Source organism: Anabaena azotica FACHB-119 (assembly GCF_014697625.1).
Lineage (GTDB): Bacteria > Cyanobacteriota > Cyanobacteriia > Cyanobacteriales > Nostocaceae > Trichormus > Trichormus azoticus_A.
In genome coordinates, this window is sequence record NZ_JACJSG010000071.1 from 1 (window position 1) to 21,061 (window position 21,061).

24 protein-coding genes and 1 pseudogene are annotated in these 21,061 nt (G+C 39.3%); 11 read left to right on the forward strand and 14 right to left on the reverse strand.

Annotated elements, in window-relative coordinates; translation table 11 throughout:
* The 8 genes and pseudogenes from H6G83_RS35675 to H6G83_RS31870 form a co-directional block, all read left to right on the forward strand.
* Positions 1-686 (forward strand): annotated as a pseudogene (locus tag H6G83_RS35675) (plasmid replication protein, CyRepA1 family); the annotation flags it as partial.
* Positions 687-1,027: 341 nt separating this feature from the next.
* Positions 1,028-1,885, forward strand: coding sequence for an ATP-binding protein (locus H6G83_RS31840; RefSeq protein WP_190479650.1), 858 nt, complete (start codon positions 1,028-1,030; stop codon positions 1,883-1,885).
* Between the two features lie 78 nt (positions 1,886-1,963).
* On the forward strand, positions 1,964-2,557 hold the full coding sequence (locus H6G83_RS31845) for a hypothetical protein (protein WP_190479652.1): 594 nt from the start codon (positions 1,964-1,966) through the stop codon (positions 2,555-2,557).
* 34 nt (positions 2,558-2,591) lie between these two features.
* The gene (locus H6G83_RS31850; RefSeq protein ID WP_190479654.1) at positions 2,592-3,773 is read left to right on the forward strand and encodes a ComEC/Rec2 family competence protein; all 1,182 of its coding nucleotides are present in this window, start codon (positions 2,592-2,594) and stop codon (positions 3,771-3,773) included.
* A complete protein-coding gene (locus H6G83_RS31855) occupies positions 3,774-6,035 on the forward strand; it encodes a ThiF family adenylyltransferase (protein WP_190479662.1) in 2,262 nt (753 codons plus the stop codon).
* Positions 6,036-6,139: 104 nt separating this feature from the next.
* Positions 6,140-6,910 carry a hypothetical protein gene (locus tag H6G83_RS31860; protein WP_190479664.1) on the forward strand — a complete coding sequence of 257 codons (771 nt, stop codon included), beginning with the start codon at positions 6,140-6,142 and terminating at the stop codon, positions 6,908-6,910.
* A gap of 519 nt (positions 6,911-7,429) precedes the next feature.
* Positions 7,430-8,386 carry a S1/P1 nuclease gene (locus H6G83_RS31865; protein ID WP_190479665.1) on the forward strand — a complete coding sequence of 319 codons (957 nt, stop codon included), beginning with the start codon at positions 7,430-7,432 and terminating at the stop codon, positions 8,384-8,386.
* A gap of 430 nt (positions 8,387-8,816) precedes the next feature.
* A complete protein-coding gene (locus H6G83_RS31870; protein ID WP_199328660.1) occupies positions 8,817-9,308 on the forward strand; it encodes a hypothetical protein in 492 nt (163 codons plus the stop codon).
* A 28-nt stretch (positions 9,309-9,336) separates the two neighbouring features.
* On the opposite strand, the gene H6G83_RS31875 is transcribed toward H6G83_RS31870, so the two are convergent.
* Positions 9,337-9,915 carry a PEP-CTERM sorting domain-containing protein gene (locus tag H6G83_RS31875; protein ID WP_190479668.1) on the reverse strand — a complete coding sequence of 193 codons (579 nt, stop codon included), beginning with the start codon at positions 9,913-9,915 and terminating at the stop codon, positions 9,337-9,339.
* 334 nt (positions 9,916-10,249) lie between these two features.
* Between H6G83_RS31875 and H6G83_RS31880 the strand changes: the two genes are divergently transcribed.
* On the forward strand, positions 10,250-11,116 hold the full coding sequence (locus H6G83_RS31880; RefSeq protein ID WP_190479670.1) for a calcium-binding protein: 867 nt from the start codon (positions 10,250-10,252) through the stop codon (positions 11,114-11,116).
* Positions 11,117-11,176: 60 nt separating this feature from the next.
* Here H6G83_RS31880 and H6G83_RS31885 read toward each other — a convergent pair whose 3' ends face one another.
* The 11 genes from H6G83_RS31885 to H6G83_RS31930 all read right to left on the reverse strand — a co-directional run bounded on the left by H6G83_RS31885 (position 11,177) and on the right by H6G83_RS31930 (position 17,792).
* Positions 11,177-11,359, reverse strand: a complete 183-nt coding sequence (locus H6G83_RS31885) for a hypothetical protein (RefSeq protein ID WP_242044969.1) — start codon at positions 11,357-11,359, stop codon at positions 11,177-11,179.
* A 165-nt stretch (positions 11,360-11,524) separates the two neighbouring features.
* Positions 11,525-12,076: a hypothetical protein gene (locus tag H6G83_RS31890; RefSeq protein WP_190479672.1), complete on the reverse strand. Its 552-nt coding sequence runs from the start codon at positions 12,074-12,076 to the stop codon at positions 11,525-11,527.
* A 236-nt stretch (positions 12,077-12,312) separates the two neighbouring features.
* Positions 12,313-14,133, reverse strand: coding sequence for a DEAD/DEAH box helicase (locus tag H6G83_RS31895; RefSeq protein ID WP_242044970.1), 1,821 nt, complete (start codon positions 14,131-14,133; stop codon positions 12,313-12,315).
* 190 nt (positions 14,134-14,323) lie between these two features.
* Positions 14,324-14,611, reverse strand: a complete 288-nt coding sequence (locus H6G83_RS34890; RefSeq protein ID WP_199328661.1) for an EVE domain-containing protein — start codon at positions 14,609-14,611, stop codon at positions 14,324-14,326.
* Positions 14,565-14,771, reverse strand: a complete 207-nt coding sequence (locus H6G83_RS34895) for an EVE domain-containing protein (protein ID WP_199328662.1) — start codon at positions 14,769-14,771, stop codon at positions 14,565-14,567. Before H6G83_RS34895 ends, H6G83_RS34890 begins: the two co-directional genes overlap by 47 nt.
* 72 nt (positions 14,772-14,843) lie before the next feature.
* Positions 14,844-15,446: a hypothetical protein gene (locus tag H6G83_RS31905; protein ID WP_190479675.1), complete on the reverse strand. Its 603-nt coding sequence runs from the start codon at positions 15,444-15,446 to the stop codon at positions 14,844-14,846.
* 93 nt (positions 15,447-15,539) lie between these two features.
* Positions 15,540-15,878, reverse strand: a complete 339-nt coding sequence (locus tag H6G83_RS31910) for a hypothetical protein (RefSeq protein WP_190479677.1) — start codon at positions 15,876-15,878, stop codon at positions 15,540-15,542.
* An 8-nt stretch (positions 15,879-15,886) separates the two neighbouring features.
* A complete protein-coding gene (locus tag H6G83_RS31915; RefSeq protein ID WP_190479679.1) occupies positions 15,887-16,555 on the reverse strand; it encodes a hypothetical protein in 669 nt (222 codons plus the stop codon).
* A gap of 84 nt (positions 16,556-16,639) precedes the next feature.
* Positions 16,640-16,801 (reverse strand): hypothetical protein, encoded by a 162-nt coding sequence (locus H6G83_RS31920; protein ID WP_190479681.1) that lies wholly within the window; start codon positions 16,799-16,801, stop codon positions 16,640-16,642.
* Between the two features lie 95 nt (positions 16,802-16,896).
* Positions 16,897-17,115 carry a helix-turn-helix domain-containing protein gene (locus H6G83_RS31925; RefSeq protein ID WP_190479684.1) on the reverse strand — a complete coding sequence of 73 codons (219 nt, stop codon included), beginning with the start codon at positions 17,113-17,115 and terminating at the stop codon, positions 16,897-16,899.
* A gap of 329 nt (positions 17,116-17,444) precedes the next feature.
* Positions 17,445-17,792 carry a KGK domain-containing protein gene (locus H6G83_RS31930; RefSeq protein ID WP_190479686.1) on the reverse strand — a complete coding sequence of 116 codons (348 nt, stop codon included), beginning with the start codon at positions 17,790-17,792 and terminating at the stop codon, positions 17,445-17,447.
* A gap of 164 nt (positions 17,793-17,956) precedes the next feature.
* Between H6G83_RS31930 and H6G83_RS31935 the strand changes: the two genes are divergently transcribed.
* Together H6G83_RS31935 and H6G83_RS31940 are read left to right on the forward strand one after the other, a co-directional pair.
* Positions 17,957-18,511 carry a hypothetical protein gene (locus H6G83_RS31935; RefSeq protein ID WP_242044971.1) on the forward strand — a complete coding sequence of 185 codons (555 nt, stop codon included), beginning with the start codon at positions 17,957-17,959 and terminating at the stop codon, positions 18,509-18,511.
* Complete coding sequence (locus tag H6G83_RS31940) at positions 18,508-20,181, forward strand: hypothetical protein (RefSeq protein ID WP_190479688.1); 1,674 nt, start codon at positions 18,508-18,510, stop codon at positions 20,179-20,181. The genes H6G83_RS31935 and H6G83_RS31940 overlap by 4 nt, the downstream gene beginning before the upstream one ends.
* Positions 20,182-20,246: 65 nt before the next feature.
* Here H6G83_RS31940 and H6G83_RS31945 read toward each other — a convergent pair whose 3' ends face one another.
* Together H6G83_RS31945 and H6G83_RS31950 are read right to left on the reverse strand one after the other, a co-directional pair.
* Positions 20,247-20,600, reverse strand: coding sequence for a hypothetical protein (locus tag H6G83_RS31945; RefSeq protein WP_206759015.1), 354 nt, complete (start codon positions 20,598-20,600; stop codon positions 20,247-20,249).
* Between the two features lie 111 nt (positions 20,601-20,711).
* The gene (locus H6G83_RS31950; protein ID WP_190479692.1) at positions 20,712-20,855 is read right to left on the reverse strand and encodes a hypothetical protein; all 144 of its coding nucleotides are present in this window, start codon (positions 20,853-20,855) and stop codon (positions 20,712-20,714) included.
* Positions 20,856-21,061 lie beyond the last annotated feature (206 nt).

Here is a 21,061-nt window from a genome sequence, read left to right on the forward strand (position 1 = left end):
AGGGGCAATTGATATCGTCCGTGCAGTTATTGGAAAAGTTGAATTTGTTGCAGTTCCTCCAGACTGATAAGCAGGTTAGGGGTTCTGACGAGGCGATGCAGGAGTTTAAGGCGCTTGCTGTGGCGAATCGGCACGTTATCAAGAATTATCTGAATGTGACTGTTAGCGAGAAGTTGAAACCGATAGCGATCGCACAGAAATTATTAAACAAGATTGATTTACGGCTGTCGTATGTTGGTCGGTTGGGGCCACGGGGGAAGCGGGAGAGTGTGTATAAGTTTGTTGCACCGGATGATGGGCGGGATCGTATTTTCAAGAAGTGGTTTAGCCGGGATGAACAATCAAATTATGAATCGGTGTCAGTCACTTCTAATATAAATATAACTTCACCAGTCGTTGACACATCATCACTGTCTAACCTCCCCATTAATCAAGATGAAGGTCATAGTTTGGGGGATGTTGAGGGACAAGACAATGCAGTTGATTCATGGTGGGGGCAGGTAAAATCTTACGCTTCGCTTGCGATAGAACGGGTGGCGTGTGGAGTGGATGCCGTCAAACAGTTCCTCTTCACCCTCAGTAGTGATGAAAGATGGGGGGTGATGATGGCAATTGATGAGCGATCGCCGCAGGTGTTTGAGGAGTTGACTGCGATCGCGCCTGATTGGGGGACTTGGATGGGGTGAGTTTTGGGGCGGGCGATCGCACTGGGGTTAATTAAACTGATACAAAAGTAGAGCGCGTGTTTGGGGCTGTGCGATTCGCTGTTTATTTTGCAGACGGGTGTCGGTCTGTGGGGTGCGATTGGGTTGAGTGGTTGGGGCAAGATAACCGATTCGCAATTATATTTTGCGTTTGGAGGTTAAATTGAAAGAGCGTTCCTCAATTGGATGCCTAATTTTTAGTATAAATACACAAATATTTTAGATTATCTTAATATTCAAAAGCTTATCCTTTGTGGAATTTACGGATTTTTATTAATAAGCTTCATGTTTTATTTTAAATATGTGCATTAGAGGCAATTATCTTGCAGCCTGTAACTATAAAGGTTCCTAATGTTTTGGGAGAAGATGTAAAAACTATAGAAGCTTTTTATAATCATATCCAAGAAGTTATACCTGCTAAAGCATACGAGATTGATATGAGCCAAGTAAGCTATATTCGTCCTTATGGACTCTTAGCTCTATTAATTGCGGGACGTAGGTTAAAACAGACTTCAGGCAGTAAAGTTTTGTTAAGTCGTATGCTACCTAAAATTCACCAGTATCTGGAACGCATGGCTTTGTTTGAGATTGAAAACAATTGTTTTGATGTAGATAAACCAATAGAAGAACGGTGGAATAGAGATTCTAATACAGCTAATCTTTTGGAAGTAAGTTTAATTTCTAACTTTGATGATATCAATAGCGTAATTTGCCGAGCAGAAAACATTTACAGTAAATGGTTATCAGTCTCACATATCAACAATTTAATCAGCGTATTGTCTGAGTTATGCACAAATATTTTTGAGCATAGTGGCGATAAATATGGCTGTGTTTTAATTCAGAAAGTTAAAATTCAAGAGCAGGTTATCGTCCGACTAGCTGTAGGGGATCTTGGCTGTGGCATTCCCGGAAGCTTCATTAACAGCTTTGGAAGTAACAACATTAAGAATACAATTACCTATTTAACAGATGCTCTAGGTGGAAAAACAAGCCGTTCAACAGGACGTGGCGGTTTAGGATTGCGCCAAGTAGAACGGATTGTTGATACAACTGGGGGCTATTTATGGCTACGCTCTCATAATGCTGCTATTAAAAGTTTTGGCCCTGGGGAAATACAGGGATTTCCGGCTTTGGCTTTTATTCCGGGTACTCAAGTTGCAGTAGAACTTTATTCGACTTGACGATTAAGAAAAGAACAAATATCATATAAGCATGAGTTCACTAAACTCTAGTGAACGTTCATTTACTAAAGGTGAAAGTTGGAAAGCCAAGAATTAATTCAAGTTTTAGACATTGCTGAACTGTTTAGAGGTTTAGGATTCTCAGACCGTTTTTTTTTAACACGGCAGAAAGGAACCCAAGCTTTTGAACGGCTAAAGGATTACATTCAAAAGCAATCCGAAGGCAATGCAATTCTTTTATGCTTTCCTAGAGATCAATTGATAGACGTTTCATTTATCGATGAAACAATTATTCGGCTACTAGAAGATATGAATATAGGGCATTGCCCGAATTGCACTCTTCTGCTTCAAGGATTAACACCCGATACAATTGCCAATTTGGGGGCAGCTATCGAGTTTCGGCATCTTAAGCTGGCTTTTCTCGTAGTAGAATTAACTGGCAAGTGGCAGTGTATTGGACAAATAGAATTAAGCTTACGAGAAACGCTTAATTTACTCGCAATTCATGGTAGTTTGACTGCGCCTGAGCTTTCAGAAATTCTCAAACTAGCTATTAACTCAGCCAGTAATCGCCTCAAGCGACTCTATGATCTTCACCTTATCCGACGAGACTATGAAGTAACAAATAAAGGATTGCAGTATACTTACTACTTTTGGAAATGGACAGAATAACAGTTAATATTGTAGGAATAAATATTGTAAGAAAATGCTTTACAAAGACCAAAATAACTCTAGTTCAAAAGCTGAAAAGCACAAAATTCTCGTATATCCCGTACAAAATGGCGACACTAGCCAAATCGTTTTGAGTAACGGTAAGCGCATAATTTTTGATTTTCGTCATTTAAAACTTGGTGAAGAAGAGGATGAACCAGCTATTAACCTTAAAGAGCATATAGGCAGAGAGTTAGCAGAGGAAAAACGTGATAATATCGATGTCTTAGCTCTTACTCACGGAGATAAAGACCACATATCAAACAGTACTGAATTCTTTGAGTTACGACACAATCCAAAATACCAAGGGAATGGACGAATTAAAATTGCTGAATTATGGGTTCCAGCTGCAATGGTACTGGAAACGTCTACCTTAGATCAATGGAAAAATAGAGCAGAATTTGTACTTTGGCGGCAAGAAGCTCGATATCGCCTTCATGAAGGTAAAGGCATTAGAGTTTTTTCCCAGCCAGAAATGCTTAAGAGTTGGCTTGAAAAAGAGAAGCTTCCTTTTGAATCGCGTCGGCATCTTATAACGAATGCTGGAGAGACAGTTCCAGGCTTTTCACTTGCAAAAGATGGAGTTGAATTCTTTTGCCATTCTCCATTCGTTAAGCACGTTGATGGAGGCGATGTTTTACGTAACGAAGCAGCTCTTATATTTCAAGTTCGCTTTGAAGTTGCAGGAGTTCAAACTAATTATTTGGCAGTAGGTGATTCAACTTGCGATGTACTTGAAGACATCGTAAGAACTACGAAACTGCATAGAAATGAAGATCGGCTCAAATGGGATTTATTTAACATTCCTCATCATTGCAGCCATCATGCACTTAATCCAGAAAAAGGCGAAAATGAAACAATTCCCCTGCCTTTAGTGAAAGAGCTTCTTTTATACGGACAAAAAGGCGCGTATATAGTAAGTTCTAGCAAGCCGATCGCCAATTCTAGAGAAGCATATCAACAAAAACAGCCTCCCCACATTCAGGCTAAAAACTGCTACCAAAAGTATTTAAATCAGATCGGTGGACGAAGATTTCTGGTAACAATGGAAGAGCCAAATGTTCAAAAGCCCCAACCTTTAGAGTTTTGTATTACTGATAAAGGAGTAAACTTAAATACTTTTACAAACTACGGAGTGAACATTATTGTATCTTCTCCAGCACCGAGGGCAGGTTAAATGACTGATGAATACATTAAGTTTGGTGAACCTATAGCCTCTCTCACTGAAACGGCTTTAACCATGCCAACATCGCGTCGTATGTTCAAAGTTTGTGTTGAACACAAATTCTTTGAACTTGTCGAATTGCGAAAAATTGTTGCAAACCAACAGCAGGTGGGAGAAATGCTTGTTGTCGATTGCACTAATGATGATGTTCCAACTAGAAATGAAATTGGAATTCTCTATCGAGAACGAATTGGGTTAATCTTCTATTTTGAAGAGACTAGAATGCCTGAAGTCCAAGCATTACGGCAGAATTTTCCTGTTACTCTTCATCAGAATCATGTAAATAAAGGTGAACCTGCTTCACTGTGTTTGTATTTTGAATCATGGAATGTAGTGAAGCGTTTCTGGACTCCCCAAAAGCATCTAAATCGAGTACTTTGGTGGATATCCGAGACTGCTAAAGGCACACTACACCGTGAAGACCAGCCTGTTGAACAATTCTACTTTCGCAGCCCTTATGAAATAATCTTGCCACCGGATTTCGATATAAAAATCCAAGAAAATGGGCTTACTCTAACTGTAGAACAAGTAGAAGATAAAGTACTGCTAGGGAAATTTTTGCCAACTTCTTGCGAGGAAAATAAACAACAAAAGTTAAAATGTATAGCCATGTCACTTCAGCCAGTAACTCATGGCACTATTGAACGCTTCCCATATGATCTAGGCACTCTTGATTCACAATTGTCTGCACGAGGTGCAAAGTTTTTTGACCTACTTTGTAACGAAATTAATTGCTTTATAGGTTCAGAAGGAATTCCCAAAAAAGCTGATCATAAAATACTTCTCATTCTTCAAATACCTATTCAAAGAAGTGATAATAGTTGTATAGAACGCAATGATTACAAGGCTTTTTCCCTTAACATAAATCTGGGACAATTAGGCGAAGCTTGCGGTGTATTAAGTGATGGAACAGATGGGAAGTATTACAAAATAATTTCCTTTTCAAAGGAGATTGCTAACCCACCTAGTACTTGGCGTTCTATTGACATTTTTCCGCTAGAAATTACTTTGTCTTTGACAACTACATCTGCACAACAGGCTTCAGGTATTACTAACGCTACATCTGAATTTTCTGGGGTGCTTGCAGGAGTTGGGGCATTGGGTAGTAACCTTGCAGATATATGGTATCGAGAAGGATGGGGGACATGGACATTTATAGACCCTGATCACATTAAACCTCACAACTTAGCTCGACACACCACTAAACATTTTCAAGTTGGTCAATTCAAAGCAAATGCCGTCAAGCAAATGGTTGAAGAAATTTATTTTGATGACTATGTAAAAGCTTTTGCCATTGTTGACGATGCAACTAACTGGTCGAATGCTGAGTTGAAAAAATCCGTTGAGACGGCGGATATAATAATTGATGCTACAACAACATTAACTGTACCTCGTGAGTTAGCGATTGCTCAAAGTAAACGGGTTGCATCAGTTTTTGTAACTCCGTCTGGATATGGATCTGTTTTACTTCTAGAAGATTCAAAACGTGACATCCGAATAGACGGGCTAGAAGCACAATACTACGGAGCGATTTTAAATAATAGTTGGGGTGAACAACATCTTGATGAACATCAAGGGCATCTTTGGGTTGGTGCAGGATGCCGTGATGTATCAAAAGTGATAGCAACGGATTTACTTCAGGTTCATGCAGCAACCCTCGCAAGGCAAATCAGGTTCAGACGGGATCAATCTGATGCTTCAATTTTAGTGTGGCACATTGAGCCAGATACAGGAGCCATTAGTGTCGAGAACGTATCTGTTACATTACCGTTAACTATTTTGATTGACAAATGGAAAATAGTTTGGTATGTTAGCTTACAAGAAAAAGTAAGAGAGTTACGTTCCGCCAATCTGCCAAATGAGACTGGTGGTGTTTTGTTAGGTTATATAGACCAAGTATTACAAACCATTTTTATTGTTGATATACTGCCTGCTCCTATAGACAGCATAGCTGATCCAAGTGGATTTACTCGCGGGGTTCAGGAATTAGAACAACAGATTAACTTTGCACAAAAAAGAACGGCAAATATCGTGTCTTATATTGGTGAATGGCATTCACATCCACCAGCAATTTCAACAATGCCAAGTATTCACGATATTAAACTTTTGAGTTATCTTGTTGAAATGCTTAAATATGAAGGACTACCAGCACTTATGTTGATTGTGGGCGAGAACCAAGAAACGTGGTCAATAGGAGACGAGTATATTTACTGAAATATTTGGACTTAGTACAAAATAAATGTATTGAATCAATTGCCGTAATAAGAATACATAGCTATACATTTTAACCAATACACATTAAGTAGAAAAATAAGCAAATGATGCAAGAATTTTTAGAATTTATTAATAAAAACTTTGATGACTATACTAGACGAGCAAGATTAGGCCCTGCCCTACTCACTGTCTTACCAATCTCTTTGACTGTAATAGGTTGTTTTCCTAATGACTATACTGTATTAGCTATAATTACTGCATTAGGAATTGCAAATGGTGGAACAGCTTTACTTGCTCAAATTGGTCGAAACATTGGAAAGAGAAAAGAAGCTGAATTATTTCAATCCTGGGGTGGTAAACCAACAACCCAAAAGCTTCGACATAGAAATACAAGCAATAAAGCTATATTGGAACGCAGGCATAAAAAATTACAACTACTAATTCCTGATATCCATATTCCCACTCTCTTAGAAGAAAATAGTAATCCCCAAGAGGCTGATGAAATTTATGAATTATGCACAAAATTTTTGATAGATCAAACTCGTGATGTTAGTAGATTTAATCTAATTTTTGAAGAAAATTGTAGTTACGGGTTTCATCGTAATTTATGGGGATTAAAATTTATTGGTATACCCTTATCATTGATTGGAACATTGATAATAACTGGCTTTATAATTTACTCATGCTCTATTGGGAAAACATCAATTTCTCCGCTAACAATAACTAGTGGTGTTATAAATTTTATATTTTTGCTGATATGGATTTTTTTAATTACACCTGATTGGGTCAAACCTGTTGCCGAATCATACGCTGAAAGATTGTTGGAATCTCCTGAAAAACTTCTAGTTACTAACGCAACGAGTCAAGCACCATAATATTTCTCTCGTTTCAAATTAGAAAAACATAATTGCTCTCAAGCCTTTGAGAGCTTTATTTTTAAACTTGTAACTTAAGACTTTAGTTTTTATAGGAATTAGAGCTTAAAGTTTTAACTAATCAAGAGTTTTAAAATTAGGTTTCGATTATTCTTTTTCTACAGTGACACAAGAGAGTTACAAATATTACATTGCGAGTCGCGTGAATTTTTATTCCCACTATTGATTAACAATATCTGTCAATGCAGAATTAGGCTGAAATGCTCTGTTTGACCAACATACAGCAGTTGACAAGGTAGTTAATGAGTAAAGTGGCGATCGCCATTCAGAAAAGAAAATTGTGACTCGTGGAAACAGCCGTTTAGCTAGAAGGTTTTGTCATACAAAGATAGTAAAATTAATTCTTATTTTTTAAAACATCCTAAAAATTTTAGCTTATATAACTTAATATCAATTACAAATCAAAAGCAGTCATACTAAGAGAATTACACCTAACAGATGTATTTCTAGTAATAATATATGCTGAAACGTCATTTTTTCATTAAAGTTGTTGTTATAGCAATATTATCAGCAATTGTGATTTGGCAACAACCTGCTTTTGCCTGGAATAAAGCAGGTCATATGGTATCAGGTGCGATCGCTTATAGTGAACTGAAGCCGAATCATCCACAAGTAATTGAGGAAATAGCAACAATTTTAAAAGAACACCCTGAATATTCTAAGTTTGAAGCACAATGGAACGCTCTTAACCAATCTGATATTTCTCCTGAAGCTAAAAATTTATACTTATTCATGTGGGCGGCAAAATGGCCTGATGAAGCCCGTGATAACAATACATTTAATCGCCCAACTTGGCATTACATCAACTTTCCTTATCAACCCGACCGATCCTCAAACTCAATTCCCCGTGAAATTCTTGATGAAGAAAATATTCTCTTTGCTTTCCAAAAAAACCTTGATGTTATTCAAAGCAATCCTAGTAATAGTGATAAAGCCGTTGCAATATGTTGGCTGTTCCATTTAATAGGAGATGTGCATCAGCCCTTGCATACAACCAAACTCATAACTAACCAGTATCCTGAGCCAGAGGGCGATAGAGGTGGTACAAGTTTTTATATTCGAGTTAGACCCGATAACCAAACCATTAGCTTGCACAAATTTTGGGACGACCTCATCCTTGGCAGTGAAAGATTCCAAACAGTTCGTAACACCGCAACTAGGTTACGAGCTACATATCAACGTAACCAATTACCCCAGTTAAGAGAAACTAAGTTTAATAACTGGGCGAAGTCAGAGAGTTTTAAAATAGCCAGACAGGACGTATATCTTAATGGAATACTGTCTGGCAGTAGTGATAAAAATGATGGAAAAGTCTTACCAGAAAATTATGCTGCTACAGCTAAACCCATTGCTGAACGTCAAATGAGCTTGGCAGGCTACCGTCTAGCTGATGTATTTAACCAGTTATTCGGGTAGCAATAACCAAACTAATCTTCCCCAACTTTAACTTCAAGTTGATAAATCCGCATTAACGGGTGTTCGCCTATCATCCGCCAGTAATAATAGTCTTCAGGCAATGACGACAGCCTTACTCCACAGCGATACAGAAATACTGGCTCACCCCGGCGCATGGTTTTCTAAAACATCTGTTCTAAACTGAGGTCTAAGCGATCGCTGTTATGCCAGATGATATGCCACTTGCCAGAATACCCAGCGTTGAGCAAACTTGCTCCCCAGCCATTCCATTACCAGAGGTACAACTGGCGAAGCTGTCATTAAGGGCAAACTATACCGTCTAGTTTTGTTTTAGTTCAGCAGCGATCGCGTAAGACTCCTGGTAGACATCGCTTTTAGCATCAAAGTAAGATAATCAACTAGTATGCCCTATTGGTAGGAGAGATAGCCCATGAGCTATACAATGCACAACGCTCAAGAAGTGGCAAAGCTCGCTGCTACTGATATTGAGGCTTGGCTACGCTCTCAAAAGGAAACTGTTAGTGTTACAAATGTTGAAGATGACCCAGATTATCAATGTAGAGATATTGACCTCATCTGGACAAGCCACCAGGGGGAAGTTTTAATCGAGATTAAGGGCGACAGGTGGAATAAAACTCGCAACTTTTTCTTTGAAACCTACAGTAATCTTGAGAAAGGAACACCCGGCTGCTTTCTCTATACCGAAGCAGATTGGTTATTCTACTACTTTGTTAACACTCGTCAACTTTACAGATTACCGATGCCTAAGACGCGGGAGTGGTTCAAAATTACCATGCGACGGTTTCGGGAGCGCTCGACTACAACACCAGTAGGAACAAGCTATTACACCACAGTCGGGCGACTTGTGCCGATTACTACTGTCATGATGGAAGTACCAGGGATAAAGATGGAGCAGCTTTAAGATTGTGGATGTATATATTGAGCTAAATTTAAACTTTAGTCTCATTAGCTTTTTTGGAGGCAGCGATCGCAGCAGTTACAAATAATGAAACGAATAGGCAAGATGGTTCGGGTATCGATGTAGATGAAGAACTCACGCTAATATTGGCAGCAGAATCTTGATAAATGTATGTTCCTGCCCGTCCAACTTCACCCGTCAGGCTGGTTTCTGAGATGGAAGTTCTTTGTAATGTATATCTAGGCGCATCAAAAGCAATGCCAAAATCAACCACTAATTTCCAATTTGAACCAGAATTAAGCTCAAAATTGATACTTGGCTTTAAGAAACTGCTGGAAGTAGAGGCTGGATTTAAATTCAAGTCTAGATTATTGACCGTTAACTGCCAATCGTTCAAACTTCCGTTGTCTGCGTAAACCACAAATCCTGAATATTCGCTCTCTTGTGGCAAAGAAGCCCTCAACAAAGGGTTAGCTTCGACTAAGGTAAAATTACCTGAAAATTCTTGTCTAGTTAAATTAGCTCCCAACACGGGAGTAGCATGAAATACACTTGCAACTACCAAACCAATCAGGGCGACGCGAGAAGAGGGAAGTCGAACTTGATTCATGGAAAAGGTACTGCTATGAAAAATTAATTAATAAATGTTATCACATCCGCAACAATTGAGAATCCAGTCTCTACACTGAAAACTTTTGCTCCCGTATTCCCCCTACGTAAACTAACTAACAGACTAATATGAAGAGTATGTAAAGTTGTGTTCAAATGTAGACCTTCAATATAAATTGATTATATCTAGCTAATATCAAGTTGATTTAGTTGGTTCATCATCAAAAATTCACTCTGATACTAAGTAGTTTCAATTGTTCACAAGCTCACAAATTTTTACTATTAATTTTTTGAATACTTAAGTTAATCAAGAATTATTGAGCAAGGTAACAGCTATGGCAATTATCAAGGGTACTCAAGGTCATGATATCCTCGATGGCACAACCGGGGATGATTTGATTAGAGGCAAGGCTGGGAATGATTTCCTCAATGGCAATGGAGGCAATGATATACTTTTGGGTGGTGCTGGTGATGACTTATTAAGGGTTGATTTTTCCAGGGGCAATAATCTACTTTTCGGTGGAATAGGCAACGATAATCTCTATGCTACTGATACGTCTGGTAACAATATCCTCATCGGTGGCGCTGGCGATGATAACCTGTATGTTGATTTTTCAAGGGGCGACAATCTGCTATTAGGTGGCGATGGCAATGATTTTCTGTCTGCTTCTACCTTTTTAATTGCCGTTGACTTTAACGGCCCGCGTCCATCCGGGAACAATACCCTTGACGGTGGCGCTGGTGATGATTACTTGGACGTTAGTAATTCTACAGGTAATAATCTCCTTTTGGGTGGTGTCGGTAATGATGTTCTTGTCGCTTCGGACGCATTAGGTAATAACACTCTCTTTGGTGGTGATGGCATTGATACCTTTGTTTTCAATAGTTACCAAGGAACTGCTGTCAATATTGGTGACTTCGACGTAACCAATGACGTTTTTCAAATATTTGGAGGAATAGTAGTTGACGGTGAAGTATTGGTAGAGGGTTTTGGTGGTGGTTTGTTAGAAGGTTCGCTTTCGGCTAGTCAATTCACCTTGGGTACATCTGCAACAACCGATACTCAACGATTTATTTACAACTCTTCTAATGGTGCATTATATTTTGACCAAGATGGTAGTAATAGCGGGTTTACGCAAGTACAAATAGCTCAACTATCCACTGGATTAGCTTTAACCGAAAACAACTTTCTCGTTGTGTAAGTTATCTTTCGCAACCAATCCCATCTCTATCCCTGTCGAAAAAGTGCGGATCTGGCTGATTCACCCTAAATCTGCGGTAAGGAATATCAGGACAATCCAAATCTGCTGAATTACGTGGAATGCAAAAATCTGGGTAAGAAGGGTCGCACTGTTGTTGCTGCGGCGATCAGCTACGCCCTTGCGGTTACGCCATCGCACAGTAGGCGCAGTATCTTTCTTCCCTCGCCTGAAATCCCAAGGCATTACGGGCCGCGATTGGTTCCAAAAGCCCAGCTTCTGTTGTTTGGCATTCTTTTAAGAAATCTCTCTTAGCCCCGACTGAGCAAGAAAGGTGCGAGATCGAACCTCAAGAAATGCTGGCAGTGGAATAATTTTCGTTTTCAGAAAATATCGTTTCTTACTTTCTACTTAATCACTAAATTTATTTGAACTTTCTACTTGTTCAACTAGAGGTTGATAAGATAAATTTTTGATATCTACTTCATCAGGATTTAGAATCCATATAGCCGGTATTTTTGCATCAGTTAAATAAGCACCAATGTTTAAAAAATGGTGATCATTAAAAATAAATTTAAAACCACACATACTAGAAAAGCCAAAATCTTCATCGGAGCGGGAAATAATTTCAATATTTAAAATGTTTTTTGATAATAAAGATATGACATTGTTTTGATGTTCTTTCTCAGGAATAATTAGATTCTTATATGGATATCTATTTATATTTTCATTAATATTTTGCTGAGAATAATTTGCATCGAAAAGAAGGATATTTGCTTGTCCTTCATCTACATCCATATAAAGTCGAAATTCATTGTAAGTTTCCAAAATAAGAGGCCCTGATTCTAGACGGATTTCATCTTGTGGTTGCAAATATCTTAGGCGTGTTAACGATTTTATTTGTTGACCTATTAGCTGAAATGCAAGAATTTGATTATTTTTCAGGTATTCTGAAGCTATCATACAGAATTTTTATCTCAAAATAACTTAGCCCCTGTATTGTAGTAGGATATTTAGCCAGTTGTATTAACGTGAACCATTGCTAGATTAATCTTGTAGCAACTACAGCACTAGCTGATACATCTGGCTTTCAACTTGATGCGACGGGCTATGCTATGAGCGCTCTGCGCGATGGCGCAAAGCGCCCAGCTTCCCTGCGGGACGCTCCGCGAACGCTGATAGCCCATTCTTCAGCCTCATTATCTAACTGCAACCTTACCCAATACCACCTCCAAACGCTCAGTAAATCCACTGCTGCGATCGCAAGTCATAATTAGCTGGTCGATTGCGCGAGTCATTGCCACATACAGCAACCGCGCTTCCTCTTCGGGCGTGTTGTACCGATGAGGCATGAAACCAATGCCAGGGATAAGCACCACTGGAAACTCTAGCCCCTTAGATGAAAACATGGTTATGAGTTTAATGCTTTGTTCGTCTGGGTTATAGTTGCGGCTGTCATTGTTGGCATTGACCCATTCCACAGGTATTTGCAGTTTTTGGAAATCCTGGTAGATGCGATCGCCCATAAATTTAGAGCGGTAAATTATCGCCATTTCGTTCCAAGGCATATTTCGCTCATGCAACTGTTGCACTCTTTGGGCTAAGTATTCCACCTCATGCTTGAAACTGGGCAGTTTAATTAAAGAAGGTACAGGCCCTTGTCTTCCAGCGCTAGTCGGTTCTACCAGTACCACTTGGTCATCATCCCCAGTGGTGGGTGTCATCACTTCCTTAGCAAATTCGTAGGCTACCTTTAACACCTGCTCTGTATTGCGATAGTTGAGCTTGAGTATAGTAGTGCGTCCTTGTGCTTGGATACCTACACTTTTGAAACTGAATTTTTTGTCCCGTTTTTCACCATACAGATTTTGAGCGTCATCGTAGAGAATTAACAAGGAATTAGTTTCAGGGTCAACCATCTGGGCTATCAACTTCAACCACTCTGGCTTGAAATCGTGTCCCTCGTCCAGCATCACTGCGCCATATGCCCCAGCCGGTATTAACTTGGCATCCACCGACGCAATCACTCGGTTGACCAATTCTGCTACGTAAGCTTCGCCGCTATATTCTGTGCGGTTAGGTTGAGGTATGCGATGTTCTTTGAGCTTATCCACGCACCAGCCATGAAAATGTCTCACTTTTACTCGGTCTTTCAAGCCCTTGTGTTCAATCATCTGTCGCAGTTTGGCAGCAAGGGAAACATTGAAACACAGCACTAGGATTTGTTTACCATCCTTTTGTGCTAGGTGCTGACAACGGTAAGCTAAAATCATCGTCTTGCCCGAACCCGCAACACCGTGAATTACCCGATGCCCATCTCCTAAACTCCTGGCTAACTGTTCCTGCTGCAAGTCCATGATTTTTAGAATGTCGGGTATAACCAGTTCAGCAGTTTCTTCATCCGTAGAAGTATCGGGAGTAAATTGATTGTCTGGGCGCAAATCTGGAAAGATGTGCCAACGGATTCTATCTATTTGGCTGCTGGTTAATGTTTTGCCAAATTGATACCCCGATAAATCCCAAAGCCGTTGCTGAAATTCTCCGATATCGGTACTTGGCAGCATCTCATCTTTGCAAATGATCAAGTGTTCCTCAAACACTGCGTTTAGTTCACTGCTGTTAAAATCCTTGCGGCTGATGTTGGTGAGTACCACGCCGTAACCGTAAGGGAGAATCAGTTTACCTTGATGATTACCTTCTTTTTGCACTAGCGCCGGGTCTTTTTCCAGCATCTTCTTAACTGCTAGTGCGTAATCTCTGGCTTGTTGTAGTGGGTGTTTAACTTCCTTGACCCCATCCTCTGTAATCAATGTGACTGTAGCCGGGTTGATGCTTTTGATGGTGTCTAACTTCCAGTCCTTTACCTCTAGGATGAACAAACCCCTACTGGGGTGCAGCACTATAAAATCTGGATGCAACCGCTTTTTACCCACTGGCACGTTATACCACAGCAGATAATCATCCTCTAATTTCTCCTCCAATCTCTGGGCTAACCTCTTCTCGCCAGGGGTCATTGTCATTGAGCAGCTATTAAAGGAGGGAATTAGGGTGGCCATAGCTAGATGTTATCATGATGCTATTAAGATGATACTTCGGTTTTGTACCGGAAGTTATTGGACGCGATCGCGCTCGTTATTCTTCACTTTCTAGATGTTGCGATCGCCTACGGTATATAAAGCCCATCACTCGATTTCCCCCAAGAATCGGTTGCTAAGTCCTCAATTCATGTACACGTTGCCATTCCTGCTGTGTAATTTTGTAATTTGTAGCGTTCGGCTGGCGAATCACAATCAAATTTTTCATCACAGGATCAAGCTTGAGGTCTTGGCGTAGCAGTGGCTTGTCTATCAATTTACTGGTAAAGCGAATCCTGGCACAGGGTTTAACACCAACACGACTGGTATCAATCCAGTAGCCAATATCAGGCGGACTAGAGATAATCTTGGGTGGCTCAATAATCTCTGCGATGGCGCAAGCGCCCAGCGTAGCTGATCGCATATATCCCCGCTTGATCCCCAGCTTTCCAAATCAGCACCCCATCACCTGGAGCCATGTCCTTTGCATAGCGAGTGGCCAGCCACGGCATCTGTTCAAAGTCGCGGATGCCATCAATGATACGGTAATACTTGGGGTTGCCTTGAAATAGCCAGTAGGTCATTGTTTGGAGGATTTCTCTAAGAATGGGGTGGGAGAGGCGATCGCTTAGTAGAGCAAGAGAATTTTCTTCTCTTTAATCAATTGGTTCTTTGGTGCAAGAGAGATAATTAGAATTAACCCAACCCTTTAAACCCTCAACTTTTTTATTAGGCCCATTAATCACGGTGACATAGGCCCAAATACCCTGTTGTTGATGTAGTTGTAAATGATTACCATTGTTTAAACCTGCTCTGGGTTTACCATTGGGACTCAAACGCAGTGCTAACTGTCCAGATTGAATATTGACGACATCACACCAAGTAACCCATGTAAGAGGCATTACAGGTAACTTTTCCTCAACTGCTACAAGTTTTTCTGTGAGTATTCGTTTATTGTTGTGGACGATATTTAGGTACATTCCTTCATTAGAATCTTCCTTCCAAGAAACTGAGTAATAGTAATCACCATTTGCCCAAGTAATACCTTGATAACCATTATCACGCCATTTTGTACCATCTTCTAATCTGATGCACTTGCCTTTGTCGTCACAACCAACATAGACTCTTGTGGTTTCAGTGTCGAATATATTAATTGTGAATTTTCCGGCACGGTAGGTATCAGCTTTTGCCTGTATGCCTGTGCTAAAAATACAAGCATTTGCAATTACTGCGGTTAAGAATAATTGTTTTATTTTCATAGTTTGCTCGTGGAATTTAAAGAGAATATAGTGTTCCGTCTACGCCCTATTAATTGCATCTAATAACTTGTGGAGAAAACAATTATAATCGCCTTAAATACAACCGATATATTCTTTAATAATTAGTTTCAATTCTTTAGTGATTGGTAAACTATCAATTTCTTTACAGAGGTTATGCAAAGATTCACCTTTAGCCTTTCTTTCTTGATAGATTCCTTGAAGTAGTGCTGTCAATCCATATTTAGTTAGTGCATCTGATGCTAATCCTATTATCCCAAGTAATACAATACCGCCAACCATTCCGCCTGGCCCTAGCATGGCTAATGCCGCAGTAATGGCCGCAGCACCAGCTAAACCCGTTGTTGCCATTGTAATGAGAAGTACAACGGCTGGTAATCCAATGCCTGCTAATTTTCTAACAATTTCATCCATGATTATGATTACTGTTGATTTGATTCTTTAACTTTGACTCTTCTAAAAATGCACTCATAAATTCCCCTACGTGAATACTCTTCCCCAGCCAAGGCTCTACGTGCAAAAACTAATTCCCACCCTTCATCTCCTAATCTATTGATGCTCGTGTCAAAGACAACATCTTCCAGACTTTCAATTTTGTATTCATACTGCACATTTTTAGGTTGTCGTTGCCACCATAAGTTAAAAGCTAAGACGGCTAATATTGCTCCTAAAAGTGTAGTATTAATTATTTCTCTAAATTGAACTAAAATATTGAATATGCTAACTTGCCCTAGTTGAGATTTTGAATTAGTAGAAGATGTAGATTTGTTGATAGCAGGGATTTGTAAAACTTTATTATCTTTCAAATCGATAGTTTGCCGCCAAGCTGGATATTTACTACCAGTTAGCTGCCCACGAATATATATAAATTTAATTCTTGATAAGTTCAATTTAGATATACATTTACTAACATAATCAACCATAAAAGACTGTTCTGGAAGTTCTTGAGCTTCAGCAGTTACAGTCACGCTATCGTCTTTAATGCTTGCTTGAACTTTTATGCCTTTGGCTTCTAAAGCCTTGTTCATCAGGCTAGAAATTGCCCCAGCATCTCCCTGTTTTGCTTGTTCTAAAAGATCAGTTGCAGTCATACTTAATCATTTTGGAATTAGAAATTACTATACAGACTAGACTTTATTGTTATTGTGCTTAGGCTTAGTCAGTTATAGACATCGTTATTTCACTTCTACTATTGCATCGGCATCATTGCCGAATACATCAACCAGACAAACTGCGATCGCACGTTTCCCGACTGGTAATTCTGGGCTTGCAGCCATAGTTACTACCGTTGATGCTTGTTTGCCATTACCACATGGAACGAAATGTATTATCGTCATAGTCTCAATCAATCGCCCAGTAATTAAAGCTGCAAAGTTATCTTTAATAACCTTGCGGAGTTCTACTTGCTGCTTTTCTGAGAAACCAGCAAATTCTACACTCTATCCCCCATCTCTTCTAACAAAGCGGAAATTTTTTCCATTGCCAGTGGAGAGGGCTTATTATGACCATTTTCCCAACGATTGATTGTGCAATATTTAACACCTAAATAAGTGGCAAATTGTTCTTGCGTGAATCCAGCCGAAAGCCGCAGTTCACGAATAAACTGCCCTACCTCTGGCTGGTTAATAGCCAAGGATTTTTTTATAGTCATTTCACTTAAACTTGTATTTATTAGCTTAAGTAGCAAGTGCTATATGCTTAGTTATATATTATTCCGGGTTAACCCAAGTTTTTTAACAGTATATATACGCAATATCAGTTTATGTAAAAATATTTGCTCAAAATAATCATGTCTAAGTAAATATGTACTATAAAATCACTTGTTTGGTTAGCTCCATAATCCTTTCCATTACATCCTTGAAAATTTGACTTGAAGGGATTTTGCTTGTACTGCGTTCTGCTATTCGTCCCATTAATTAAACCGCCCACCCACACTTAGCACTGCTTCATGAGTGGGTAGCTCTTAGCTAAAGCGATCGCCTAAGTATCAAGCAATTCCGCCCGTAAGTCATCTAGCGGTGACTCAGGCAAAGCTTTAAGCTCCCCTGGTTTTTCAGATTCATCCTCTGTATATTGCGTAACTTTTTCCGGGGTGTCAGGAATGAACTCCAGATTTAAGCGCATCCTTCCCTTGAGCCAACCCTCACCAACACGCAAAACCTCACATTCAACACCATCTGTTAGCCATGACGATCTCTTTTGTCTATAAGTACCAGTTAATACCTCCTGAAGTCCTTTAATCAAATCCTGATACTTGGACATTGATTTATCGGCAAAACTCAATGCCTCATCCATTGCAACCACATCGTCATCATTCAACTCGCACATAAATTCCACCATTGACAACAAAGCAGGCTAATTACAACTAACCTGTTCTACCTAAAATTCCCACGAATAACAAACAAGCGATCGCTCAGTTAAATAAATTTGCTAATTGGCTGTGCTATGGAGTAAGTTATTATACAAACCATCTAATAGCCTGTTTGCTGTCTATGACCAAACTCGACCGAGTATCAGTAGCGCAACTTCTTAGTAAGCATGGAATTACTGAATCTATCTTCAAAGAGCGTATCAATTTATTAAGCATCCAGCCTGCAAAAGTTGGTAATAACCTTTATGTCAGCGAGGAACAATCAGAATTGCTTGAGCAGTTAGATGTTCACTTAAAAGCGGGGAAGAGTATGGCAGAGTTTAAAATAACTGCCAGTCAAAAAGCTTACCGTGGAAGGGTACAAGCTCAAGGAGATGATATCTCTCAGAATGGAGGTTACAGCTATTCTTGGGCAAGGATGACTCCTGTTACTGAGCAGGAGGGCTTATCATTTATTGCTACAATTCAAGCACAATGTAATAAATCTCAGCAAGCAGAACGGCAACAAGCATTTTCTAAAGCTAAACGTTTTGTACAAAATGCAAGTAAGCAGGGTGGTATCGGGCCTGAAGCGCAACCACATTCGTTTAAAAATACTAAGCGTACAGTAGACAATGCTCGTGTTGATATCGAGATCGCAAGTGGACTTACTTTTGTGCCAGAAAAAAGCTCATGACAAATCTCCTCATAGAAGTACAGCAATTTATAGATAGCAATAATCTTGATAGAGCAAGAGAAGAAGTAGCAAAAAATCTCTCTAACTTGAGAACTATTAATGCTAAAGTTCGAGATTTTGCTGCACTGCTTGCTCTAGGCTCACAGCAAGCTTTAGAAATAGGTCTAGGGGTACTGGGACGTGAACTTCTTAAAAAAGATCCAGAACTCAGCATGGATGCAATATGGCTATTTTTAGCCGCAGTTTTATCTCGACAAACTATTGCAATTAATAGCCCCTCAAGAATTAGTATTCTTGGTCTTACTGCTTGTGTAGTAGATTGGAAGTTACCTATTTTCACTCTTTTGACTCCTACACTAGATTCTTTTTTCAAACTTAGCCTTTCTCAAGCAAGTGATTTAATTGCTGAACAAACTCTAGATTTCATTGCCACTTATGGAGAGAGTTATGCTAAAGCTCCTCGTACCAATAAGCAACTTCAGGAGCTTGAAGATTGTATTAATTTAGTGCTAGATAAAGTGGATGACTTGGATCTGAAAGAAGCTTGGAGCGAAGAAATAGAAACATTTTATCAATTAGCCAGGAAAAGTCGTCAAGAAAGGTACTCGGATGAACGTATCTGGTCGGCTGGTAGTCTTTTACTAAAAAATATTTATACAACTCAAGCTCTTAATTCAGACACAGAAACAAATAATAATTATAAAGTCAAAGAAAATATATCACGGTTTATTACTTCCTCTCTTTCTGCATTGGGAACAATTTTGCAGGGGGATGGTTTATCTGTGGCAATTCATATCAGTAATAATCAAGCCCAAAAAGATTGGTCTGTTATTGCTAATGTAGTTGACAAGTTAGAGAGATTATTTCAAGAAATTGCAGATTTGACTTTTAATAATATATCTAAATTGCCTACTTTTACACCCGCACACGCAATACCGGGGTCATGGACAATCATTGTTCACATGAACCTTAGTTATAATCAATCAACTTCTCTTGCGACTAAATTAAAATCCATTTCTTTAATAGGAGATAGTACAGATGAAAGAAGAAATTCATCTTTATTTAATAGTTGGCAAGACTGTATAGAAAGTTTAAGAAGAGATGAAATCATTGTAGATTTAGCTATTTCAACTGATGCTCCAGAATTACGTATTCTAAAGTCAATTTCTACAAGAGATTTCCCCAGTATTCAAGCTTATAGTTCACCTAAAATTAGAATTATATCTCATGATGTTCCCCAAGCTAACGACCTTGAACGAGTCATACGCCTGGCAGAATTATTAATTCAGTATCCACATGATCCATCAATTTTACGACAACAGTTTTTAGAGACAGATAAAACTGCTGATAGAGATTTCCTTTATTATCAGGCGGCAGCTAAAATTCTTGGGATTGCCGATGAACGTGTCAGACCAACCAAAGCCTGCTTTGTACTGAATCGTTTGCCATCAACAGAAGCAAAAATGAGATTCCTGGCTTACCAATTTATATCATCAAATGTTGGAGCAGCATGGTTTGGTTGGACAAATGCCAATGATCTTTCTGAAATTAAGCCTGAAAGTGCAGAACAATTTTTGAATGAAGTTTGTCCATCACTTTCAGGAACTACCATTAAACGACGTGCTAAAACCCTAGAATCTTGGTTAAATATATTCCTTGAACATTGGTAGAGATTTGAAAGTTAAACTATCACTATTTTACTAGTTTCTATTACAGTAATAAAATGAATATTCAACTAATCTCTACTAATCTTGAAAAGCCCCAAGACCCCCAAAATATCCCTAACAGGTGCTTTCTCATGCTCCATTTGCTGAACAAGCTTCAGTAAATACTTGGGAATGTACTTCGAGGACTTGAAGATGCGATCGCCATCGCTCCAAAATTCGTAGTGATAATACGCCTGTTGGTAATCCTTGCCGTTTCTAGTAATAGTCCGCCAGTGAATGCTACCGCTTCCCTCCCCCTTGTGTCGCCGCGTTTTACTAGGGGATATGTCATTACTAGGGTTTTCTAAAGCTTCATTACTAGGGTTTATCTCGTTGTCCCCTAGTAAATTACTAGGGCTAACTACAACCCCCAACAACTGCAATATCTCTGCAACTGGGCGTTTAACCGCGTTGGCCTCTTGGATATCCCCTAGTAATTTTTTGGGAATATACTTGGTTTTTTTCTGCCCGTTCTCTTGCCAGTGATAGTATGCCTAGAGGTAGTCCTTGCCGTTCTTGGTGACGGTGCGCCAGTAGATAGTCCCGTTGCCCTCACCTTTGCGTCGGCGGTTTTTACTAGGGTTATAACTAGGGGATGGATGCGATGGTTTTTTGCTTTTACTAGGGTTATTGTTCATCTACCCTAGTAAAACAGTACTTATACTCAAGCGATAGCATCAAGAAGTGCGAGTAGGTAATAGCAATTGCTTTCTCAATTGCATTCATGCTTTTCCTTCCCAGGCACTTAATAAGGTTTATTACGTATCTGTTATGCAATTTTTTGTTGAACCTGATTGCAAACAGATGCAATATTACAAACTATCTTCAGTTGCTTAAAAGCATA

Coding starts and splice junctions, on each gene's coding strand:
- H6G83_RS31950 (WP_190479692.1), bottom strand. CDS start 20,855: ATGAACAATAACCCTAGTAAAAGCAAAAAACCATCGCATCCATCCCCT.
- H6G83_RS31855 (WP_190479662.1), top strand. CDS start 3,774: ATGACTGATGAATACATTAAGTTTGGTGAACCTATAGCCTCTCTCACT.
- H6G83_RS31925 (WP_190479684.1), bottom strand. CDS start 17,115: ATGACTATAAAAAAATCCTTGGCTATTAACCAGCCAGAGGTAGGGCAG.
- H6G83_RS34895 (WP_199328662.1), bottom strand. CDS start 14,771: ATGACCTACTGGCTATTTCAAGGCAACCCCAAGTATTACCGTATCATT.
- H6G83_RS31935 (WP_242044971.1), top strand. CDS start 17,957: ATGACCAAACTCGACCGAGTATCAGTAGCGCAACTTCTTAGTAAGCAT.
- H6G83_RS31865 (WP_190479665.1), top strand. CDS start 7,430: ATGCTGAAACGTCATTTTTTCATTAAAGTTGTTGTTATAGCAATATTA.
- H6G83_RS31890 (WP_190479672.1), bottom strand. CDS start 12,076: ATGATAGCTTCAGAATACCTGAAAAATAATCAAATTCTTGCATTTCAG.
- H6G83_RS31885 (WP_242044969.1), bottom strand. CDS start 11,359: ATGCCTTGGGATTTCAGGCGAGGGAAGAAAGATACTGCGCCTACTGTG.
- H6G83_RS31915 (WP_190479679.1), bottom strand. CDS start 16,555: ATGACTGCAACTGATCTTTTAGAACAAGCAAAACAGGGAGATGCTGGG.
- H6G83_RS31905 (WP_190479675.1), bottom strand. CDS start 15,446: ATGAAAATAAAACAATTATTCTTAACCGCAGTAATTGCAAATGCTTGT.
- H6G83_RS31880 (WP_190479670.1), top strand. CDS start 10,250: ATGGCAATTATCAAGGGTACTCAAGGTCATGATATCCTCGATGGCACA.
- H6G83_RS31930 (WP_190479686.1), bottom strand. CDS start 17,792: ATGTGCGAGTTGAATGATGACGATGTGGTTGCAATGGATGAGGCATTG.
- H6G83_RS31870 (WP_199328660.1), top strand. CDS start 8,817: ATGAGCTATACAATGCACAACGCTCAAGAAGTGGCAAAGCTCGCTGCT.
- H6G83_RS31940 (WP_190479688.1), top strand. CDS start 18,508: ATGACAAATCTCCTCATAGAAGTACAGCAATTTATAGATAGCAATAAT.
- H6G83_RS31910 (WP_190479677.1), bottom strand. CDS start 15,878: ATGGATGAAATTGTTAGAAAATTAGCAGGCATTGGATTACCAGCCGTT.
- H6G83_RS31920 (WP_190479681.1), bottom strand. CDS start 16,801: ATGACGATAATACATTTCGTTCCATGTGGTAATGGCAAACAAGCATCA.
- H6G83_RS31875 (WP_190479668.1), bottom strand. CDS start 9,915: ATGAATCAAGTTCGACTTCCCTCTTCTCGCGTCGCCCTGATTGGTTTG.
- H6G83_RS31895 (WP_242044970.1), bottom strand. CDS start 14,133: ATGACAATGACCCCTGGCGAGAAGAGGTTAGCCCAGAGATTGGAGGAG.
- H6G83_RS31860 (WP_190479664.1), top strand. CDS start 6,140: ATGATGCAAGAATTTTTAGAATTTATTAATAAAAACTTTGATGACTAT.
- H6G83_RS34890 (WP_199328661.1), bottom strand. CDS start 14,611: ATGCGATCAGCTACGCTGGGCGCTTGCGCCATCGCAGAGATTATTGAG.
- H6G83_RS31850 (WP_190479654.1), top strand. CDS start 2,592: ATGCTTTACAAAGACCAAAATAACTCTAGTTCAAAAGCTGAAAAGCAC.